The organism is Bradyrhizobium manausense (assembly GCF_018129685.1).
Taxonomy (GTDB): Bacteria; Pseudomonadota; Alphaproteobacteria; order Rhizobiales; family Xanthobacteraceae; genus Bradyrhizobium; species Bradyrhizobium manausense_D.
The window spans coordinates 59,259-73,897 of record NZ_JAFCLG010000006.1 but is presented as its reverse complement, the minus strand read 5'-3'; the positions used below and the strand labels follow the sequence as shown (position 1 = coordinate 73,897).

Genomic DNA, 14,639 nt, shown 5'->3' with positions numbered 1-14,639 from the left:
ACATCGCGCATGAACTGGGCATGGGCCTCGTCGCTCGACCAAATCTGGCGCTCGCCAGCTTTTCCGATGTGGATGACGCTGGCGGCTGCCGGCTTCTTCGGATTGATCCTGCTGATCACGCTGCTGCGCGCCGAGAAATCGGTCGCCAACGGTGCGCTAACCGTCATCACGCTGCTGTCGATCGGCATCGCCGTGGCCGCCACGATGCGCATCTACGGACCGGTGGGTCAGGCGGCCCCGACTGAGGCGCGCACGCAAACCATGGTGACGGCGACTCTGCCGGCGCTGTCCTGCCTCGATGATCTCGGCGGTGATGCCGTTGCCGTGGGCTGCGAGAAGGCGCTGTTCGGCGCGCCGGACACCGCTGCTGCGGCCGTCGCCTATACGGCGGCACGGATCGATCGGCTGACCGCGCTCGGCGATGTCGCGGCCGCCGACAAGAACCTGACGCTGGACATCAAGGTGCTGCGGAAGTCGCTGGAGCACGATCGCTACGGCCTCGTTGCCCAGGTGCTGGTCGCGCGCGACGGCTGCACGCAGTTCGACTGCGCCGCGTTCCGCTCCTTGACCGATCAGCAGCAGGTCGCCGCCAACATGGACGCTCATCTCTATGATCAGCTGGTCGCGCGCTACGCACCAGGCTGGAATTCGCCCGCCGCAGCGCCGGGAGCGCTGCCGCCCAACCCGATCGCCGTGTTGCCGCCAACGATGCCGACGGGCAAGCCGACCAATGCCGAGTTCCCGAGCGCCGCGTCGACCCCGCCGGTAAGCATCATGACTCCTGAGCCGCCCACCGCGACGACGCGCCAGTCACCGGCCAATACGGCCGCGTCGCCCGCGGCTGCGCCGGCGCCGCGCGGATCGGCTGCGACTTCGGCACAGGCTGCAGCGCCCGCGGCCCCGGCTGCGAAGAAGCCGCCCGCATCGAAGGCGGCGCGCGCACCGGCTGCCGCGCCGGTTCCCCTTGCACCGCCGCCGGGCTCGGCTCCCGCGGCTGCGGATAACGAGTAGTTCGGCTTTGAAAACGCGCGCATGGCCCGCTAATGCTGGGCCATGCCACTCCATTTGATCAAGCTTGCCGTCGGCTGCGACTCCGTCAAGGAATTGAAGGGATGGGTCGCCGAACGGATGCGGACGGCCAAGAAAAAAGGCCTGCCGCAACACCACATCCACATCACGCGCATGGTGCCCAAGCGTGACGTCGAGATCCTCGCGGGCGGCTCGCTCTACTGGGTGATCAAGGGCGAGATCGCTGCGCGCGAAAAAATCATCGGCATCGAGCCGTTCCGCGACAAGGACGGCATCGGACGCTGCCGGATCGTGATGCAGCCGAAAGTGATCTCGGTGTCGCCGCGGCCGATGCGGCCGTTCCAGGGCTGGCGCTATCTCACCGACGATTCCGTGCCGCCCGATCTCGGCAAGTCCGCCGCAGGCACCATCGCGGCGATGCCTGAGCCGATGCGGCGCGAGTTGCGCGATCTCGGACTGCTCTGACGTAGAGGCTTACGGCGGTCTGACGATGTCAGCCTCGCCACCGTTGGTGAAGCCTTCGGGATTCATGGGCCGGGCGTCCAGCGACACATGCTCGTCATGGAGTGCTCCCATGGTCGCTGTCAGCGCGACCGTGGCCTTTCGTTTGCGAACAAGGTCGTCGGCGCGTCGCAGGGCGGGCACCGTGCGGGTGATCAAGGGGCTTCGTGACATCAGAGCTTGGGAAGGCTGGGGGTGGGCGCCGCCAGCCGCGCGGCCGGCTAACCTTAACGAGCGGCGGTCGTGGACGCCGCACATCGACATCAGGCACAGCATTTCCTGCAGCGAGGTCGTCGCGCCATTGTGGGCTGGATCACAGACGCAACACCACGATGCGATTGATGATGACGACCAACGCACTGTGATTTCGTCATCCTGTCACGCATTTCACTTGACCGCAGACGCGGCCAACTCGAAGATATTGTTCAGGGGTGTTGAGGATCGCCATGCTTGTGCAGGCTAGCCAAAGCCAATCCGGCTCGGCGCACGTCGTTGTGCTCGGCAACGAGAAGGGCGGCTCCGGCAAATCGACCACCGCCTTGCACATCGCCGTTGCGCTCCTGAAGGCCGGCCAGCGCGTCGCTACCATCGACCTCGACTGCCGCCAGCAAAGCTTCACCCGCTACATCAACAACCGGTCCGCCTGGGCACGCCGCACCAAGCTCGACCTTGAGCTGCCGGTGCATCGCTGCATCAAGCTCGGCGAGACCATGCAGATCGCCGAGAACGAGAATTCCGAGTTCCAGCAGTTCATGGAGGCTGTCTCGGCGGTCGAGAGCAGCTTCGACTTCATCGTCATCGATACGCCCGGCACCGACAGCTATCTGATGCGGCTGGCCCATTCGATGGCCGACACGCTGGTCACGCCGATCAACGACAGCTTCCTCGATTTCGACGTGCTCGGGACCGTCGATCCCGCCAACTACGCCGTGACGGGGGAAAGCCATTACGCCGAGATGGTGCGCGACGTCAGGCGCAAGCGCCGCCAGCTCGACGGCTCGACCACCGACTGGATCGTGGTGCGCAACCGCCTGTCGATGCTCGGCTCGCGTAACAAGCAGCTCGTCGCCGACGGGCTGAAGGAGTTGTCGCTTCGACTCGGCTTCCGCTACATCGACGGCTTCGCCGAGCGCGTCGTCTATCGCGAGTTCTTCCCGCGCGGCCTGACGGCACTCGACGAGATCGACGAGGCCACGCTCGGGATGCGGCCCAATCTTGGCCATCTCACCGCGCGGGAGGAGGTGACGAGCCTGCTCCGCCAGCTCAAGCTGCCGCTCGACGAGCGTGGCCGCCGCCGTGCGGCAAATCGCGCCGAATGGTTCAACCAGGTGGATAAGCCGCTCGAGGTTCACGATATCCTCGGGGCGTAGGCGGTACGCTGCTACTTCCTGTCGATCATGGCGGCCGGTGCGCGCGGGAACCCGACGCGCCCAAAGCCGTTTTCACCAGGCGTTCACCGTGAAATTGAACCTGGTTGTGACAGGTTGCGTCGGATGGTCACTTGCACCTGATGTACCGGTATCAGAACAGGGGTGCCTACCAAACGTGTGCGTCGCACAATGAAAGGGCTGCCGGATCACAATATTTGGCCTTCCTGTCACGCGGCTGTGACATATATTAGGGAATAGGCGCGAAGGGGCCGAAGAGCTCCTCGAACAACACGATTTTCAACAGGGATCAGGTCGAAAGGCCTGAGGCTGAGGACGAAAATGAAGCGTGGAATTGCCGTTCTGGTTTCGGTCGGAGCCCTCTTCGGCGTCGCCTATTTCACGGCGAGCAAGTGGGCCATCAAGCACGAGACCATCACATTCTACGACCCTTCGCGCGACAACCGTCCCGTGCCTGTCGACATCGCGATCCGCCGCGACAAGGAAATGCAGGCCAATGCCGGCATGATCACGCTTCCGGTTGCGGTGATCAATCACGGCAACACCGTCAAGAACACCGAATACGGCTTTCTTGCCAACATTTTCGCAGCGCGCGGTTATCTCGTCGTGAGCCCGCAGCATGATTTGCCGACCGATCCCCCGATGGTGACCAAGCCCGGTGAGCTCTATGTCGGCCGTCTGCCGCAGATCCTGCGCGGCGTCGCCAACATCCATCTGGCGATGCAGGAGATGAAGAAGGTTCAGCCCAACGCTGATTACGACAGAGTGACGATGGTCGGCCATTCCATGGGTGGCGACATCACGATGTATTTCGCCAAGCAGTATCCGGATGAGGTCAAGAAGGTCGTTACACTGGACAATCTCCGCGTGCCCTTCGTGACCGCCGGCAAGTTCAAGATTCTGTCGTTCCGCTCCAAGGATCCGGAGTTCAAGACTGATCCGGGCGTGATCCCGACCGACGAAGAGTGCGAGAAGGCCGGTATTAAGGTTGTGAAGACCGAATTCCAGCATAACGACATGCGCGACACCGGTCCCGACGATGCCAAGAACTCGATCCAGGGCATGCTCGATAAGTTCCTGAACGACAGTGACAGTGCGCTCGCGCCGGTCGACACCCGTTCCGCTCCGCCAAAGATCCTGGAGCCCGGCCCGGTTGCTCTGATGGCGCCGGCCAAGGGCTGATCTTAGAATAGCTGATCTTAGAACGGCTGATCTGAGAAGACACGCGTTTCAAAGCCTCCGCAGGCCCCGGCCTGCGGAGGCTTTGCACATTGACCGGGCAGGGCATGCTCTCCACATTGATGGCTTCAGGCCAAGTGCGATTACGGATCACCGATGCCCGACGATCCCACCAAATTGCGTCATGGCGACGCCCTGTCGGCGAAGGCCGATGACGACGGCGCGTTGCCCCTGGCAAAGACCTCGACGTCGGAGGACGTCGCTGCCTTCGTCGCCAAAGCACATGCGCTCTCGCCGCATGCACCCGGCGCGAAGAGCCGGCTGATTTTCGCGCTCGATGCAACGATGAGCAGGCAACCGACCTGGGACATGGCCTGCACGCTTCAGGCGGACATGTTTCGCGAGGCCGCGGCTCTGGGCAGCCTCGACATCCGCCTTGTCTACTATCGGGGCTACAACGAATGCCGCGCCACGGGGTGGATTTCCGACAGCGGCAAACTTGCGACGTTGATGAGCAAGATCGATTGCCGCGGCGGCGACACCCAGATCGGCAGGGTGCTCTCCGACGCGCGTCGCGAGGCGGTCGCATCGGGTGTGCGTGCCGTGGTGTTCGTCGGCGATGCCATGGAGGAGAAGGTCGACGCGCTCTGCGCCAGGGCCGGCGAGCTTGGGATGCTGAGGGTGCCGGTGTTCCTGTTTCAGGAAGGCCATGACGCGGTCGCCGAACAGGCGTTTCGCGAGATCGCGCGCCTGACCGGCGGCGCCTGGTGCAGGTTCGATCCGGGCGCGGCGGCGCAGTTGCGCGCGCTGTTGCGGGCGGCTGCGGCTTATGCAGCCGGCGGCCGCGAGGCATTGCTGAAACTGGCGAAGACAGCGAGCGGCGCGGCGCAGCTGATCGGGCAGATGAAGTAGCAGCAGTCAGGCTGGTGCTGCCTGCGGCGGAGACGGTGCCGCGACGGGCGGCGGCAGCAAGCGTCCTTGTATGATCAGACGCAACGTGCCGAGCGCGATCAGTCCGACTACGACATTGGCGACCGCGAACAGATAGGGCGCGAGCAGCGCAATCGCGCCGGTGTCGCCGTGGCCGACCATGCGGATCGGGGCGATCGCAAGCGCCGTGGCGCCGAAGGTGAAGCTCCAATAGGATACCGAGAACGGCTGCTCCATGATCCAGGGCAGCAGGCGAAGCAGCAGCAGCGCCATCATCAGCCCGTAGCCGACGAGGACATGGGCGAACATGTCCGGGACACCGCCATTGATCGCGAGATAGGAGACCGCGCCGACCACCGGTGGTGCGAGCTGAATGCCGAGCGTCGGACGAAGTGCGATGGGAAGGGTCTCGACGATATAAAGTCGATGCAGCAGAACGGACTCGATCGCGAACCAGGAGAACAGTGCGACACCGAATGCGAGCTGCCCCCAATCGGGATAACCGAGCGCCGCCGAGACGCCGGCCGTAACGAAGCCGCCCGCAACGGTCGGCAAATAGAGGACCGGCGTTGTCGCAGTGTGATCGCGGTTGCCGCGCCACAATAGTCCCGTCCGCCAAAGTGCGAAACCGAGGGTGAAGGCTGAGCCGAGCCCGAAGAGGCTGAGGGCGACGAGACGCGAATAGGGCTCCGCGGCGAGCGCGATCAGCATGGTGGAGACGCCGGCGAGGCCGATAAAGCAGCACTGGACCGGGTGATGGGCTTCATGAAGCGACTCGGCGCGTGCAAAAATCCAGCGCAGCGCGAACAGCGCAATCAGAACCGCCCAGACGACCGAGGCGAGGGCAAGAATGATTTCGCCGACGATCGCCGGCAGGTGCCAGACCTGGTGTGCGGCACGCCAGGCACTACCGAGACCTGCAAGGCCGAGGACAATGCCGAAGAAGGCGGCCGGCACGATCGGTGGCTTGTATCCCATGCTCATGGTCTTCCCCAAAGCCTCCTCATCATTCCTGACCTTCGTCACGGCAGAGAGAGCTGGAATGATTGGGTGAAGTGCTTATCCGCAAAAGAAGCGCTGGTGTCACCGTCCGATCGTAGACCGAGGGAAGGACACCATGCTTTTTGACAACGGCGCGACTATATTCGCGCCATGACCCTGATCGCTGGCCTCGTTGCCGTTATCACGCTTTATATGCTGCTGCAGATGTTCCGCTCTGCCAATCCGGCTGTGCTGGCACGCGCCATCAAGGTTGGGGGCGGCGTCGTCGCGCTTGCGGTGGCCGCCTTCACGGGCTTGCGGGGCGAACTGGCGGTGGCGATCCCGCTCGGACTGTTTGGGGCCGGATTGCTTGGCTGGGCGCCGCTGGCCAATGCCGGGTTGGGGAATATTGGGAGCCTGTTCGGCGGTGGTGCAACGCGCGCGTCCGGTCAGGCCTCGCGCGTCCGCTCGCAATTCCTGGACATGCGGCTTGATCACGAGTCCGGTCAGCTATCGGGTGAGATCGTCGCCGGGCCGTACGCCGGGCGCAGTCTCGACGAGTTCGATCTGGCTGGCCTGCTGGCGATGGTCCCGGCGTTTGACGCCGAGAGCGTGGCCTTACTTGAAAGCTATCTGGACCGCCGGTTTCCCGCTTGGCGTCAGAACGCGCAGGGAGACGCGGCAGGGAGGCAGCGCCGCACGTCGGCGAGCGGTAAAATGACGACGGAGGAGGCCTATCAGATCCTTGGCCTGCAGCCGGGCGCGGGGCGCGACGACATCAGTCGGGCGCACAAGTCCCTCATGAAGAAACTGCATCCCGACCAGGGGGGCTCGACGTATCTCGCTGCTCGGGTAAACGAGGCCAAGGATACTCTGCTTCGTACGCATAACGGCTAACTCCGGCACCACGCCACAAACGCCCGTACCGCGTCAGCTCCGCCTGCTCCGTTTGCCGTCGCCCCGATGCCCGCCTTGTCGGCGTGGTCGATCCCTTGAGGAAAGTCTTAACCGTAAATTCTTGACGAGAGGTTGTCGCAGAACAGCTTCCAGCGCCGCCGCATCGCAAAAACAAAAATGCCCGCGCAAGGCGCGGGCATTTTGTTCGGAAAGCCAAGGGCGATCAGTTGCGGACGGTCATGCAGGAGATATCAGCGCGCTTCAGCGTCTTGCAGACGGCTTCGGCCTGGTCCCGCTCGAGCCCGGCGAAGCGGGCGCGGTAGAGCTTGCGATTGTCCCTGGCGACGACAGGCTCGGTGAACGGATCGGCCTTGCTGAGCAGGCCGTGGGCCGAGCTGCGCGCGGCTTCGATGCGCTGCTGGGCTTCGCTTTCGCTCTCGAGCGCGCCGACCTGGACGATCCAGCCGCTATGGGTGACCGCGGGCTTGGCGGTGGCGCTCATCTGGATCGGCTGCGCTGCCGGATCGGCGGAGGCAAGCTTGGCGACCGGGGCGGGGGCCGGGGCCGCGGCGGTTGCGGCGGGCAGCACGCCGAGGACGCCGTTGCCGGTGCCGAAGCCAGCCGGCTGCTGCGGCAGTTCGGCACGAGCCTGCTCCGGCTTGTTGACGATGTCTGCCCTGGCGACGACCGCGCCTGAGGTCTCGGCGACATCAGTGCGAGGCGAAATCGTGTTGGTGACCTGCGGTGCGACCTGTGCCGGGGCGGCGGAGGCGACCTTGACCGCGCCGGCCTTGACCTGAACCGTCTTGACCCGGACCGGCCTCATCGGTTCGGACGATCCCGGAATGAGGGAGAGCGGCTGGCTCGAGATCACGCCATTGGTGAGCGGCGCGGGCTCGATCCTGGACTCCATGGGCTTGGCTTCAGGTTTGGCCTGAGCCGGCGGCATCGCTGCGGTCGCCGCTGCAAGCGCGGAGAGGCGCGAGGCGGGACGCGGCGCGGCTGCCTCGGGGGCCGGAGCGGCTGCGGCCTGGACCTGCGGAGTGGGACGGGCAGGGGTGTCCGACGCATCGGCGACGTCGGTGCTGGCGTCGGCACCATTGCGTTCGGTCACCGCAGCAACGGTGTGGACGGTCGCGCCCTTCTCGAGATTCTCGGCGAGCAGGTTGCGCATGATGGCGTCGCGCGAGCCGCCGCTGCGGCCGCCGAGCACCACGCCGATCAGGTGGCGGTTACCACGGCGCATCGACGTCACGAGATTGAAGCCGGAGGCGCGGGTGTAGCCGGTCTTGATGCCGTCGACGCCTTCGACGCTGCCGAGCAGGTGATTGTGGTTGCGGATCGATTCTCCGCGCCAGCTGAACGTGGTGGTCGAGAAATAGCGATAGTAGCGCGGGAAGCGCTCCTGGATGGCGCGGCCGAGCGTGGCCTGGTCGCGCGCTGTCGTGACCTGCTCGTCGTTGGGAAGGCCGTTGGCGTTGCGATAGACCGTCTTGGACATTCCGAGAGCGCGCGCCTTGCGCGTCATCATCGCGGCGAAATCGTCCTCGTCGCCGCCGATTGCTTCCGCGATCACGACAGCGGCGTCGTTGGCGGAGCGGGTGACGAGGCCCTTGATCGCGTCCTCGACGCGGATGGTCTGGCCGGCGCGCAAATTGAGCTTGGTCGGATCCTGGTCGGCGGCATGCTGAGACACCGGCAACTCGGTGTCGAGCTTCATCTTGCCGGACTCCAGACGCTCGAACAGCAGATAGAGCGTCATGATCTTGGTAAGCGAGGCGGGATGACGCAGCCCGTCCGGGCTGGTCGACTGGAGCACCGCGCCTGAATTGCCGTCGACGATGATCGACGCGAATTTCGGACTGGAACTCTCGGAGGCTTCGCGCTGCACCCGGTGGTGCGCATAGTGACGGCGATAGTGCCGTGCGTCGGCAGCATTGGTCGTGAAGATGACGGCAGTGGTGACCGTGAGAAGACCGAAAACGCCAACCCGCGCCAAGCGCGAGGAAGACCAGTTGTTACGAAGCATGGAACCCCGTCCCCGTTTGTGACTTGATCACCGGCTCGTGAGGCAAAATTGTGCCCTGCGGACCCGGTATCATTACCTGCTTAGGCTGTCCCTCCGCTGGTGCTCAGTGCGGGGAACGTTGGGCCTGAGCCGCTGTTCTGGCTAAGGTGATGTTCTCAAACGGCTTTTGACCGTTTGCGGAAGGTGAACCGTCCAGGGAATCAGGGTAGGGGGGTGCGGTTTCCAAAAGCTTAAGGAACCATTGCGGAAAAGCCCGGGAATCTCCGCGACTTGCATCTATTTTTGTGCGTCGCACAATATTCTTGACTTTTTTGTGCGTTGCACTAATTGTGGGCAGAGTCAGGGAGCCGGGGCTTCCGGACACGAGCCAGGGAAAAGGATTCCAAGATGTTCAAGGTTGAAGACTTCCAGAACTACGGGAAAGAGCATTTCGAGACATACGTTGCCTCCGCGACCTCGGTGCAGCACGGCCTCCAGGCGATCGCCAGCGCCTACGGCGACTACACCAAGAAGTCCTTTGAAGACACCAAGTCCTTCGTCGAGAAGCTTTCCGGCGTGAAGTCGCTGGACAAGGCGATGGAAGCCCAGACCGATTTCGCCCGTTCCGCCTACGAGACCTTCGTCGCGGAATCGCAGAAGATCGCCGGCCTCTACAGCGACCTTGCCAAGCAGGCTTTCAAGCCGGTCGAGACGGTCGTGTCGAAGTTCACCCCGGCTGCTCAGTAATTCTCTGAACTCCTGGAATCGAAAAGCCCGGCTGAAACAGTCGGGCTTTTTTTGTGCAGGCTCCGCCGCGTCACCGTGATACGTGGAGCTTGGAGATCGATACGCCAATCTGGTTGAAGGCGGCTGCGATCTGGCTCGAACTCGTCAGCATGAAGAACTTGCTCGAGTCGCTCGCGCAGCCCGGCAGGACTGCAGACTGGCCCGCGCCGTCCGTATCGATCTGAACCGTGTAGATGGTCACGCCCGAGTTCTTGATGTTGGTGCACAGGGTGCTCATGCGCGAGTCGACCTGGCTGCTCGTGTTCGAGAAATCGCCGTACCAGCGGTCGCCGGTGTTCAAGCCGTCGGTAAACAGCACGATGATGTGCTGATAGGTGTTGCCGGTAGCTGGTTCCGCCGGCGCGTTCAGCGGTGCCTGCTGAAGCAGCGAGAGCCAGCCCCACTGCAGCCCGATGGTCTGGTTGGTCGCGCCTTGGGCCGTCATGGCATTGATCGTGTTGTTTACCGCAGTCCAATTGTAGGTCAGCGGCAGAATCTGCGCCGTCGGGCACGACTGGTCCTGGTCGGCGTAGAAATAGGTCGCGACCGAGGTGGGCGCGGTGGACGAGACGTCGTAGCTCTGGTCCCGATCGGTCACGCAGCCGTTCCACTGCGACGTGCTGCCGGATGGCGTATGACCCCAATTGTAGCCATGGCCTTTGCATTGGGCCATGGTCATCCAGTAGCCGCCACTGCAATAGGTCTGCCACGGAGTGGCTGCATTGGAATAGTTCTTCGGATCCCATTGATCCCAACGCAGCCAGCTCGCGCCGACATTGGACGTGCCGACATTGACATCGATCTCGAAGGGAACGATGGAAATATAGACGTCACCAGCGTTCACGGCGAGGTTGGACAATTGGGTGACCAGGCTCTTGGCCGCGCTCTGCATTGACGTCAGCTTGTTGTATTGCCCCATCGAACCGGTGTTATCGAGCACCAGCGCAACGCGCAGCAGGCTGGCTCCCCAGGTGCTGGTTGAGCTCGCACTGAAGCCGAGATTCGGAAATCCGATGATTTTCGTGAACTCTGTGGGAATCGATCCGGATCCCGTGACCTGGACCGACGCATTGGCAGAGCTGCTTGCAGCCGTATAGCTCGCCGAGACGGCCAGCGACTGGGTGCTCGTATTGGTGTACAGGCCGTTGAAATAGCTCTGCGCCTTGGAGTTGATCTGCGACGTCGTGATGACGCCCGACGACAAATCCTTGGAGAGCATCAGCGCGGTGGAATCCAGCGCTGCCTGCATCTGGGTGCGGGCCTGGACGGCGCGGCTGTAATCTATCGCGGCGCCCATGAAGCCGAGAACAGGCACCAGGCTGATGGCGAAGATCATGGCGATATTGCCTTGCTCCGCCCTCGCGAAACGGGTGAACTGTCGACCCATGCGGCTGACGACGGGCAGGCGAAACATGACGATTCCGGGGTCTGTGGTTTTGCCCTATTTTGCGCCAAGGCCTTGAAAGACGGGTAAACCAGGCCCGTAGAAAAACGGGAGAATCCTGCTCCAGAACGCCGCGGGTCATGTCGGCGTCGGGTTCCTGGTCAACACCCTCTGAACGGCCAGCGGGAAATTTTTGTCAAATCGGTTCGGATTGATTAACCTTGTCCAGGATCGCCCGGACCGGGAATCGGGATCGTTGCGGCCGCATCGGCTGGACCTTTGCACGCTTGCGGCTAGCCGATGGCAGGCCCATATTCCTTGCAGCCGATCCGGTTAGGCCGGACGGGCTGGAGGCGGCGATCCAAAAAGCCGGCGCGCCAGCGCGGAGCTTCCGTGTGCGGGGCCGCGTGGCAAGTCGTCATACGCTTCCGTGGGGAATTTGAACGCCTGAGCCATGCCGCAACTGACTTCCAGACTTGACCTTTCCGCGGCGTCCGCCGCCCACGCTCCCCGGATGAGCAATGACGAGAACCGTTCGGGCGGCCCGGCGGGTCCCAACACGTCTGTCATCACCAAGGTCAAGCCGAAGACCAAGCGGCCGAACCTTTATCGTGTGCTGATCCTCAACGACGACTACACTCCGATGGAATTCGTCGTCCACGTGCTGGAGAAATTCTTCCAGAAGGACGTCGAGGCCGCGACCAAGATCATGCTGCATGTCCACCATCACGGTATCGGAGAGTGCGGCGTGTTCACCTATGAGATTGCAGAGACGAAGGTGACGCAGGTGATGGATTTCGCCCGCAAGCACCAGCACCCGCTGCAATGCGTGATGGAAAAGAAGTAGCCCGCGCGTTTGTATCCAGCGTTCTCCGGAGTCGTTCTGTTCGTGCGGTGTGTGATGTCAGCGCATGCCGCGGCGTGATCCGGCCTACATCGGCGCCGGCGCCAATCCTGCCCAAATGGGTGGTTTTGCCCAAATCGGAACGGGTTTTGCATCGAGAATGCGGTGGGCTCGTACTGCCTGTCGAGTCGCGGAACCGGTCTTTCGCCGCGATCTTGTATAACTATATGTGACAAAGGTTGTTGTTGCCTGACCGGGCGATGGCGATCATGATGGTGGGGGCCATAGAGGACGCGAATGCCGACTTTTTCCCAAAGCCTTGAACAATCCCTGCATCGTGCACTGGCGATCGCAAACGAGCGTCATCACCAATACGCGACGCTTGAGCATCTCCTGCTTTCCTTGATCGATGACTCCGATGCAGCCGCCGTCATGCGTGCCTGTAGCGTCGACCTCGACAAGCTCCGCACGAGTCTCGTCAACTATCTTGAGACCGAATTCGAAAATCTGGTGACGGATGGTGCCGACGACGCCAAACCGACCGCCGGTTTCCAGCGCGTGATCCAGCGCGCGGTGATCCACGTGCAATCCTCCGGTCGCGAAGAGGTGACCGGTGCGAATGTGCTGATCGCGATCTTCGCCGAACGCGAGAGTCATGCCGCGTACTTCCTGCAGGAGCAGGACATGACGCGCTATGATGCCGTCAACTACATCAGTCACGGCATCGCCAAGCGGCCTGGTGTCTCCGAGGCGCGGCCTGTGCGCGGCGTCGACGAGGAGACCGAGACCAAGGGCACCGACGACGCCAAGAAGAAGGGCGAGGCGCTCGAGACCTATTGCGTCAATCTCAACAAGAAGGCGCGTGACGGCAAGATCGATCCGGTGATCGGACGCAATTCCGAGATCAACCGGGCGATCCAGGTGCTGTGCCGCCGCCAGAAGAACAATCCGCTGTTCGTGGGCGAGGCCGGCGTCGGCAAGACCGCGATCGCGGAGGGCCTCGCCAAGCGCATCGTCGACAGCGAGGTGCCGGAGGTTCTGGCGGCTGCGACCGTGTTCTCGCTGGACATGGGCACGTTGCTTGCGGGCACGCGCTATCGCGGTGACTTCGAGGAGCGCCTCAAGCAGGTGCTGAAGGAGCTCGAGGCGCATCCCAACGCGATCCTCTTCATCGACGAGATCCATACCGTGATCGGTGCGGGCGCGACGTCGGGCGGGGCGATGGATGCGTCGAACCTGCTCAAGCCCGCGCTCGCCTCGGGCACGATCCGATGCATGGGCTCGACCACCTACAAGGAATATCGCCAGCACTTCGAGAAGGACCGCGCGCTGGTGCGGCGCTTCCAGAAGATCGACATCAACGAGCCGACGGTGGAGGACGCGATCGCGATCCTCAAGGGCCTCAAGCCGTACTTCGAGGACTATCACCGGCTGAAGTACACCAACGAGGCGATCGAGGCTGCGGTGCAGCTGTCCTCCCGCTACATCCACGACCGCAAGCTGCCGGACAAGGCGATCGACGTCATCGACGAGTCAGGCGCGGCGCAGATGCTGGTTGCCGAAAACAAGCGTAAGAAGACGATCGGCATCAAGGAGATCGAGACCACGATCGCTTCGATGGCGCGGATTCCGCCGAAGAGCGTGTCGAAGGACGACGCCGAGGTGCTCAAGCATCTCGAGCAGACCCTGAAGCGCACGGTGTTCGGCCAGGACAAGGCGATCGAATCGCTGGCAGCCTCCATCAAGCTGGCGCGTGCCGGACTGCGCGAGCCGGAGAAGCCGATCGGTTGCTACCTGTTCTCCGGTCCGACCGGCGTCGGCAAGACCGAGGTCGCCAAGCAGCTCGCGGCGTCGCTCGGCGTCGAGCTCCTGCGCTTCGACATGTCCGAATACATGGAGCGGCACACTGTGTCGCGACTGATCGGCGCGCCTCCCGGCTATGTCGGCTTCGACCAGGGCGGCCTGCTGACCGACGGCGTCGACCAGCACCCGCATTGCGTGGTGCTGCTCGACGAAATCGAGAAGGCGCATCCCGATCTCTACAACGTGCTGCTCCAGATCATGGACCACGGCCGGCTGACCGACCACAACGGCAAACAGGTCAACTTCCGCAACGTGATCCTGATCATGACCACGAATGCGGGTGCTTCGGATCTCGCCAAGCAGGCGTTCGGCTTCACCCGTTCGAAGCGCGAAGGCGACGACCACGAGGCGATCAACCGGCAGTTCGCTCCGGAATTCCGCAACCGCCTCGATGCCATCGTCTCGTTCGGCCATCTCAGCGTCGAGGTGATCGGCACCGTGGTCGAGAAGTTCGTGCTTCAGCTCGAGGCACAGCTTGGCGATCGCGACGTTACCATCGAGCTGTCCGAGCCCGCCAAGACCTGGCTGGTCAAGCACGGCTATGACGAACAGATGGGCGCGCGGCCGATGGCCCGCGTCATCCAGGAGCACATCAAGAAGCCGCTGGCTGACGAGGTGCTGTTCGGCAAGCTCAAGGGCGGTGGCCATGTCCGCGTCGTCCTGGTCAAGGACGAGGCTGACGAGACCAAGGACAAGATCGGCTTCGAGTTCGTCGAGGGCCCGGTCACACCGAAGCAGGAAAAGCTGCCGGCTCGCAAGCGCCCGCCGGGCAAGCCCAACAAGCCGGGCGGCCCCGGCGGCTCCAAAGGGCCGACGTCAAAGGGCCCACTGGTCAAGGTTTGATCGGCG

General features: G+C 63.2%; 12 protein-coding genes and 1 pseudogene. 9 read left to right on the top strand and 4 right to left on the bottom strand.

The annotated features are described in order from the left end of the window. Positions 1-9 precede the first annotated feature (9 nt). Positions 10-1,011: a hypothetical protein gene (locus JQ621_RS16905; RefSeq protein WP_212235817.1), complete on the top strand. Its 1,002-nt coding sequence runs from the start codon at positions 10-12 to the stop codon at positions 1,009-1,011. A gap of 42 nt (positions 1,012-1,053) precedes the next feature. Next, positions 1,054-1,494: a DUF1489 family protein gene (locus tag JQ621_RS16900; protein ID WP_212235816.1), complete on the top strand. Its 441-nt coding sequence runs from the start codon at positions 1,054-1,056 to the stop codon at positions 1,492-1,494. Between the two features lie 78 nt (positions 1,495-1,572). On the opposite strand, the pseudogene JQ621_RS16895 reads toward JQ621_RS16900, so the two are convergent. Then, a pseudogene (locus JQ621_RS16895) lies at positions 1,573-1,704 on the bottom strand (pantoate--beta-alanine ligase); the annotation flags it as partial. Between the two features lie 272 nt (positions 1,705-1,976). Here JQ621_RS16895 and JQ621_RS16890 point away from each other — a divergent pair. From JQ621_RS16890 to JQ621_RS16880, 3 genes are all read left to right on the top strand, one after another. Further along, entirely contained in the window at positions 1,977-2,900 is a 924-nt protein-coding gene (locus JQ621_RS16890; protein ID WP_212235814.1) for a division plane positioning ATPase MipZ, read from the top strand. A 339-nt stretch (positions 2,901-3,239) separates the two neighbouring features. Continuing rightward, positions 3,240-4,100 (top strand): alpha/beta fold hydrolase, encoded by an 861-nt coding sequence (locus JQ621_RS16885; RefSeq protein WP_212235813.1) that lies wholly within the window; start codon positions 3,240-3,242, stop codon positions 4,098-4,100. A gap of 153 nt (positions 4,101-4,253) precedes the next feature. Further along, the gene (locus tag JQ621_RS16880; RefSeq protein WP_212235812.1) at positions 4,254-5,009 is read left to right on the top strand and encodes a VWA domain-containing protein; all 756 of its coding nucleotides are present in this window, start codon (positions 4,254-4,256) and stop codon (positions 5,007-5,009) included. A 6-nt stretch (positions 5,010-5,015) separates the two neighbouring features. On the opposite strand, the gene tehA is transcribed toward JQ621_RS16880, so the two are convergent. Continuing rightward, a complete protein-coding gene (gene tehA, locus JQ621_RS16875) occupies positions 5,016-6,011 on the bottom strand; it encodes a dicarboxylate transporter/tellurite-resistance protein TehA (protein ID WP_212235811.1) in 996 nt (331 codons plus the stop codon). A 168-nt stretch (positions 6,012-6,179) separates the two neighbouring features. Between tehA and JQ621_RS16870 the strand changes: the two genes are divergently transcribed. Beyond that, positions 6,180-6,905 carry a DnaJ domain-containing protein gene (locus JQ621_RS16870; protein WP_212235810.1) on the top strand — a complete coding sequence of 242 codons (726 nt, stop codon included), beginning with the start codon at positions 6,180-6,182 and terminating at the stop codon, positions 6,903-6,905. Positions 6,906-7,128: 223 nt separating this feature from the next. Here the strand turns inward: JQ621_RS16870 and JQ621_RS16865 are convergent, their stop codons facing one another. After that, positions 7,129-8,934: a D-alanyl-D-alanine carboxypeptidase gene (locus tag JQ621_RS16865; protein ID WP_212235809.1), complete on the bottom strand. Its 1,806-nt coding sequence runs from the start codon at positions 8,932-8,934 to the stop codon at positions 7,129-7,131. Between the two features lie 387 nt (positions 8,935-9,321). Between JQ621_RS16865 and JQ621_RS16860 the strand changes: the two genes are divergently transcribed. Beyond that, complete coding sequence (locus JQ621_RS16860; RefSeq protein ID WP_212235808.1) at positions 9,322-9,660, top strand: phasin family protein; 339 nt, start codon at positions 9,322-9,324, stop codon at positions 9,658-9,660. A gap of 70 nt (positions 9,661-9,730) precedes the next feature. On the opposite strand, the gene JQ621_RS16855 is transcribed toward JQ621_RS16860, so the two are convergent. Next, positions 9,731-11,113: a TadE/TadG family type IV pilus assembly protein gene (locus tag JQ621_RS16855; protein ID WP_212235807.1), complete on the bottom strand. Its 1,383-nt coding sequence runs from the start codon at positions 11,111-11,113 to the stop codon at positions 9,731-9,733. 484 nt (positions 11,114-11,597) lie between these two features. Between JQ621_RS16855 and clpS the strand changes: the two genes are divergently transcribed. Further along, on the top strand, positions 11,598-11,930 hold the full coding sequence (gene clpS / locus JQ621_RS16850; protein WP_027530069.1) for an ATP-dependent Clp protease adapter ClpS: 333 nt from the start codon (positions 11,598-11,600) through the stop codon (positions 11,928-11,930). 294 nt (positions 11,931-12,224) lie between these two features. Further along, positions 12,225-14,633, top strand: coding sequence for an ATP-dependent Clp protease ATP-binding subunit ClpA (clpA, locus tag JQ621_RS16845; RefSeq protein WP_212235806.1), 2,409 nt, complete (start codon positions 12,225-12,227; stop codon positions 14,631-14,633). The last annotated feature ends 6 nt before the right edge of the window (positions 14,634-14,639 follow it).

Excerpts from the sequence above, each read along its gene's own strand:
- tehA (WP_212235811.1), bottom strand. The coding sequence starts at position 6,011 with ATGAGCATGGGATACAAGCCACCGATCGTGCCGGCCGCCTTCTTCGGC.
- JQ621_RS16885 (WP_212235813.1), top strand. The coding sequence starts at position 3,240 with ATGAAGCGTGGAATTGCCGTTCTGGTTTCGGTCGGAGCCCTCTTCGGC.
- JQ621_RS16860 (WP_212235808.1), top strand. The coding sequence starts at position 9,322 with ATGTTCAAGGTTGAAGACTTCCAGAACTACGGGAAAGAGCATTTCGAG.
- JQ621_RS16890 (WP_212235814.1), top strand. The coding sequence starts at position 1,977 with ATGCTTGTGCAGGCTAGCCAAAGCCAATCCGGCTCGGCGCACGTCGTT.
- JQ621_RS16900 (WP_212235816.1), top strand. The coding sequence starts at position 1,054 with ATGCCACTCCATTTGATCAAGCTTGCCGTCGGCTGCGACTCCGTCAAG.
- JQ621_RS16855 (WP_212235807.1), bottom strand. The coding sequence starts at position 11,113 with ATGTTTCGCCTGCCCGTCGTCAGCCGCATGGGTCGACAGTTCACCCGT.
- JQ621_RS16905 (WP_212235817.1), top strand. The coding sequence starts at position 10 with ATGAACTGGGCATGGGCCTCGTCGCTCGACCAAATCTGGCGCTCGCCA.
- clpS (WP_027530069.1), top strand. The coding sequence starts at position 11,598 with ATGAGCAATGACGAGAACCGTTCGGGCGGCCCGGCGGGTCCCAACACG.
- JQ621_RS16870 (WP_212235810.1), top strand. The coding sequence starts at position 6,180 with ATGACCCTGATCGCTGGCCTCGTTGCCGTTATCACGCTTTATATGCTG.
- JQ621_RS16865 (WP_212235809.1), bottom strand. The coding sequence starts at position 8,934 with ATGCTTCGTAACAACTGGTCTTCCTCGCGCTTGGCGCGGGTTGGCGTT.
- JQ621_RS16880 (WP_212235812.1), top strand. The coding sequence starts at position 4,254 with ATGCCCGACGATCCCACCAAATTGCGTCATGGCGACGCCCTGTCGGCG.
- clpA (WP_212235806.1), top strand. The coding sequence starts at position 12,225 with ATGCCGACTTTTTCCCAAAGCCTTGAACAATCCCTGCATCGTGCACTG.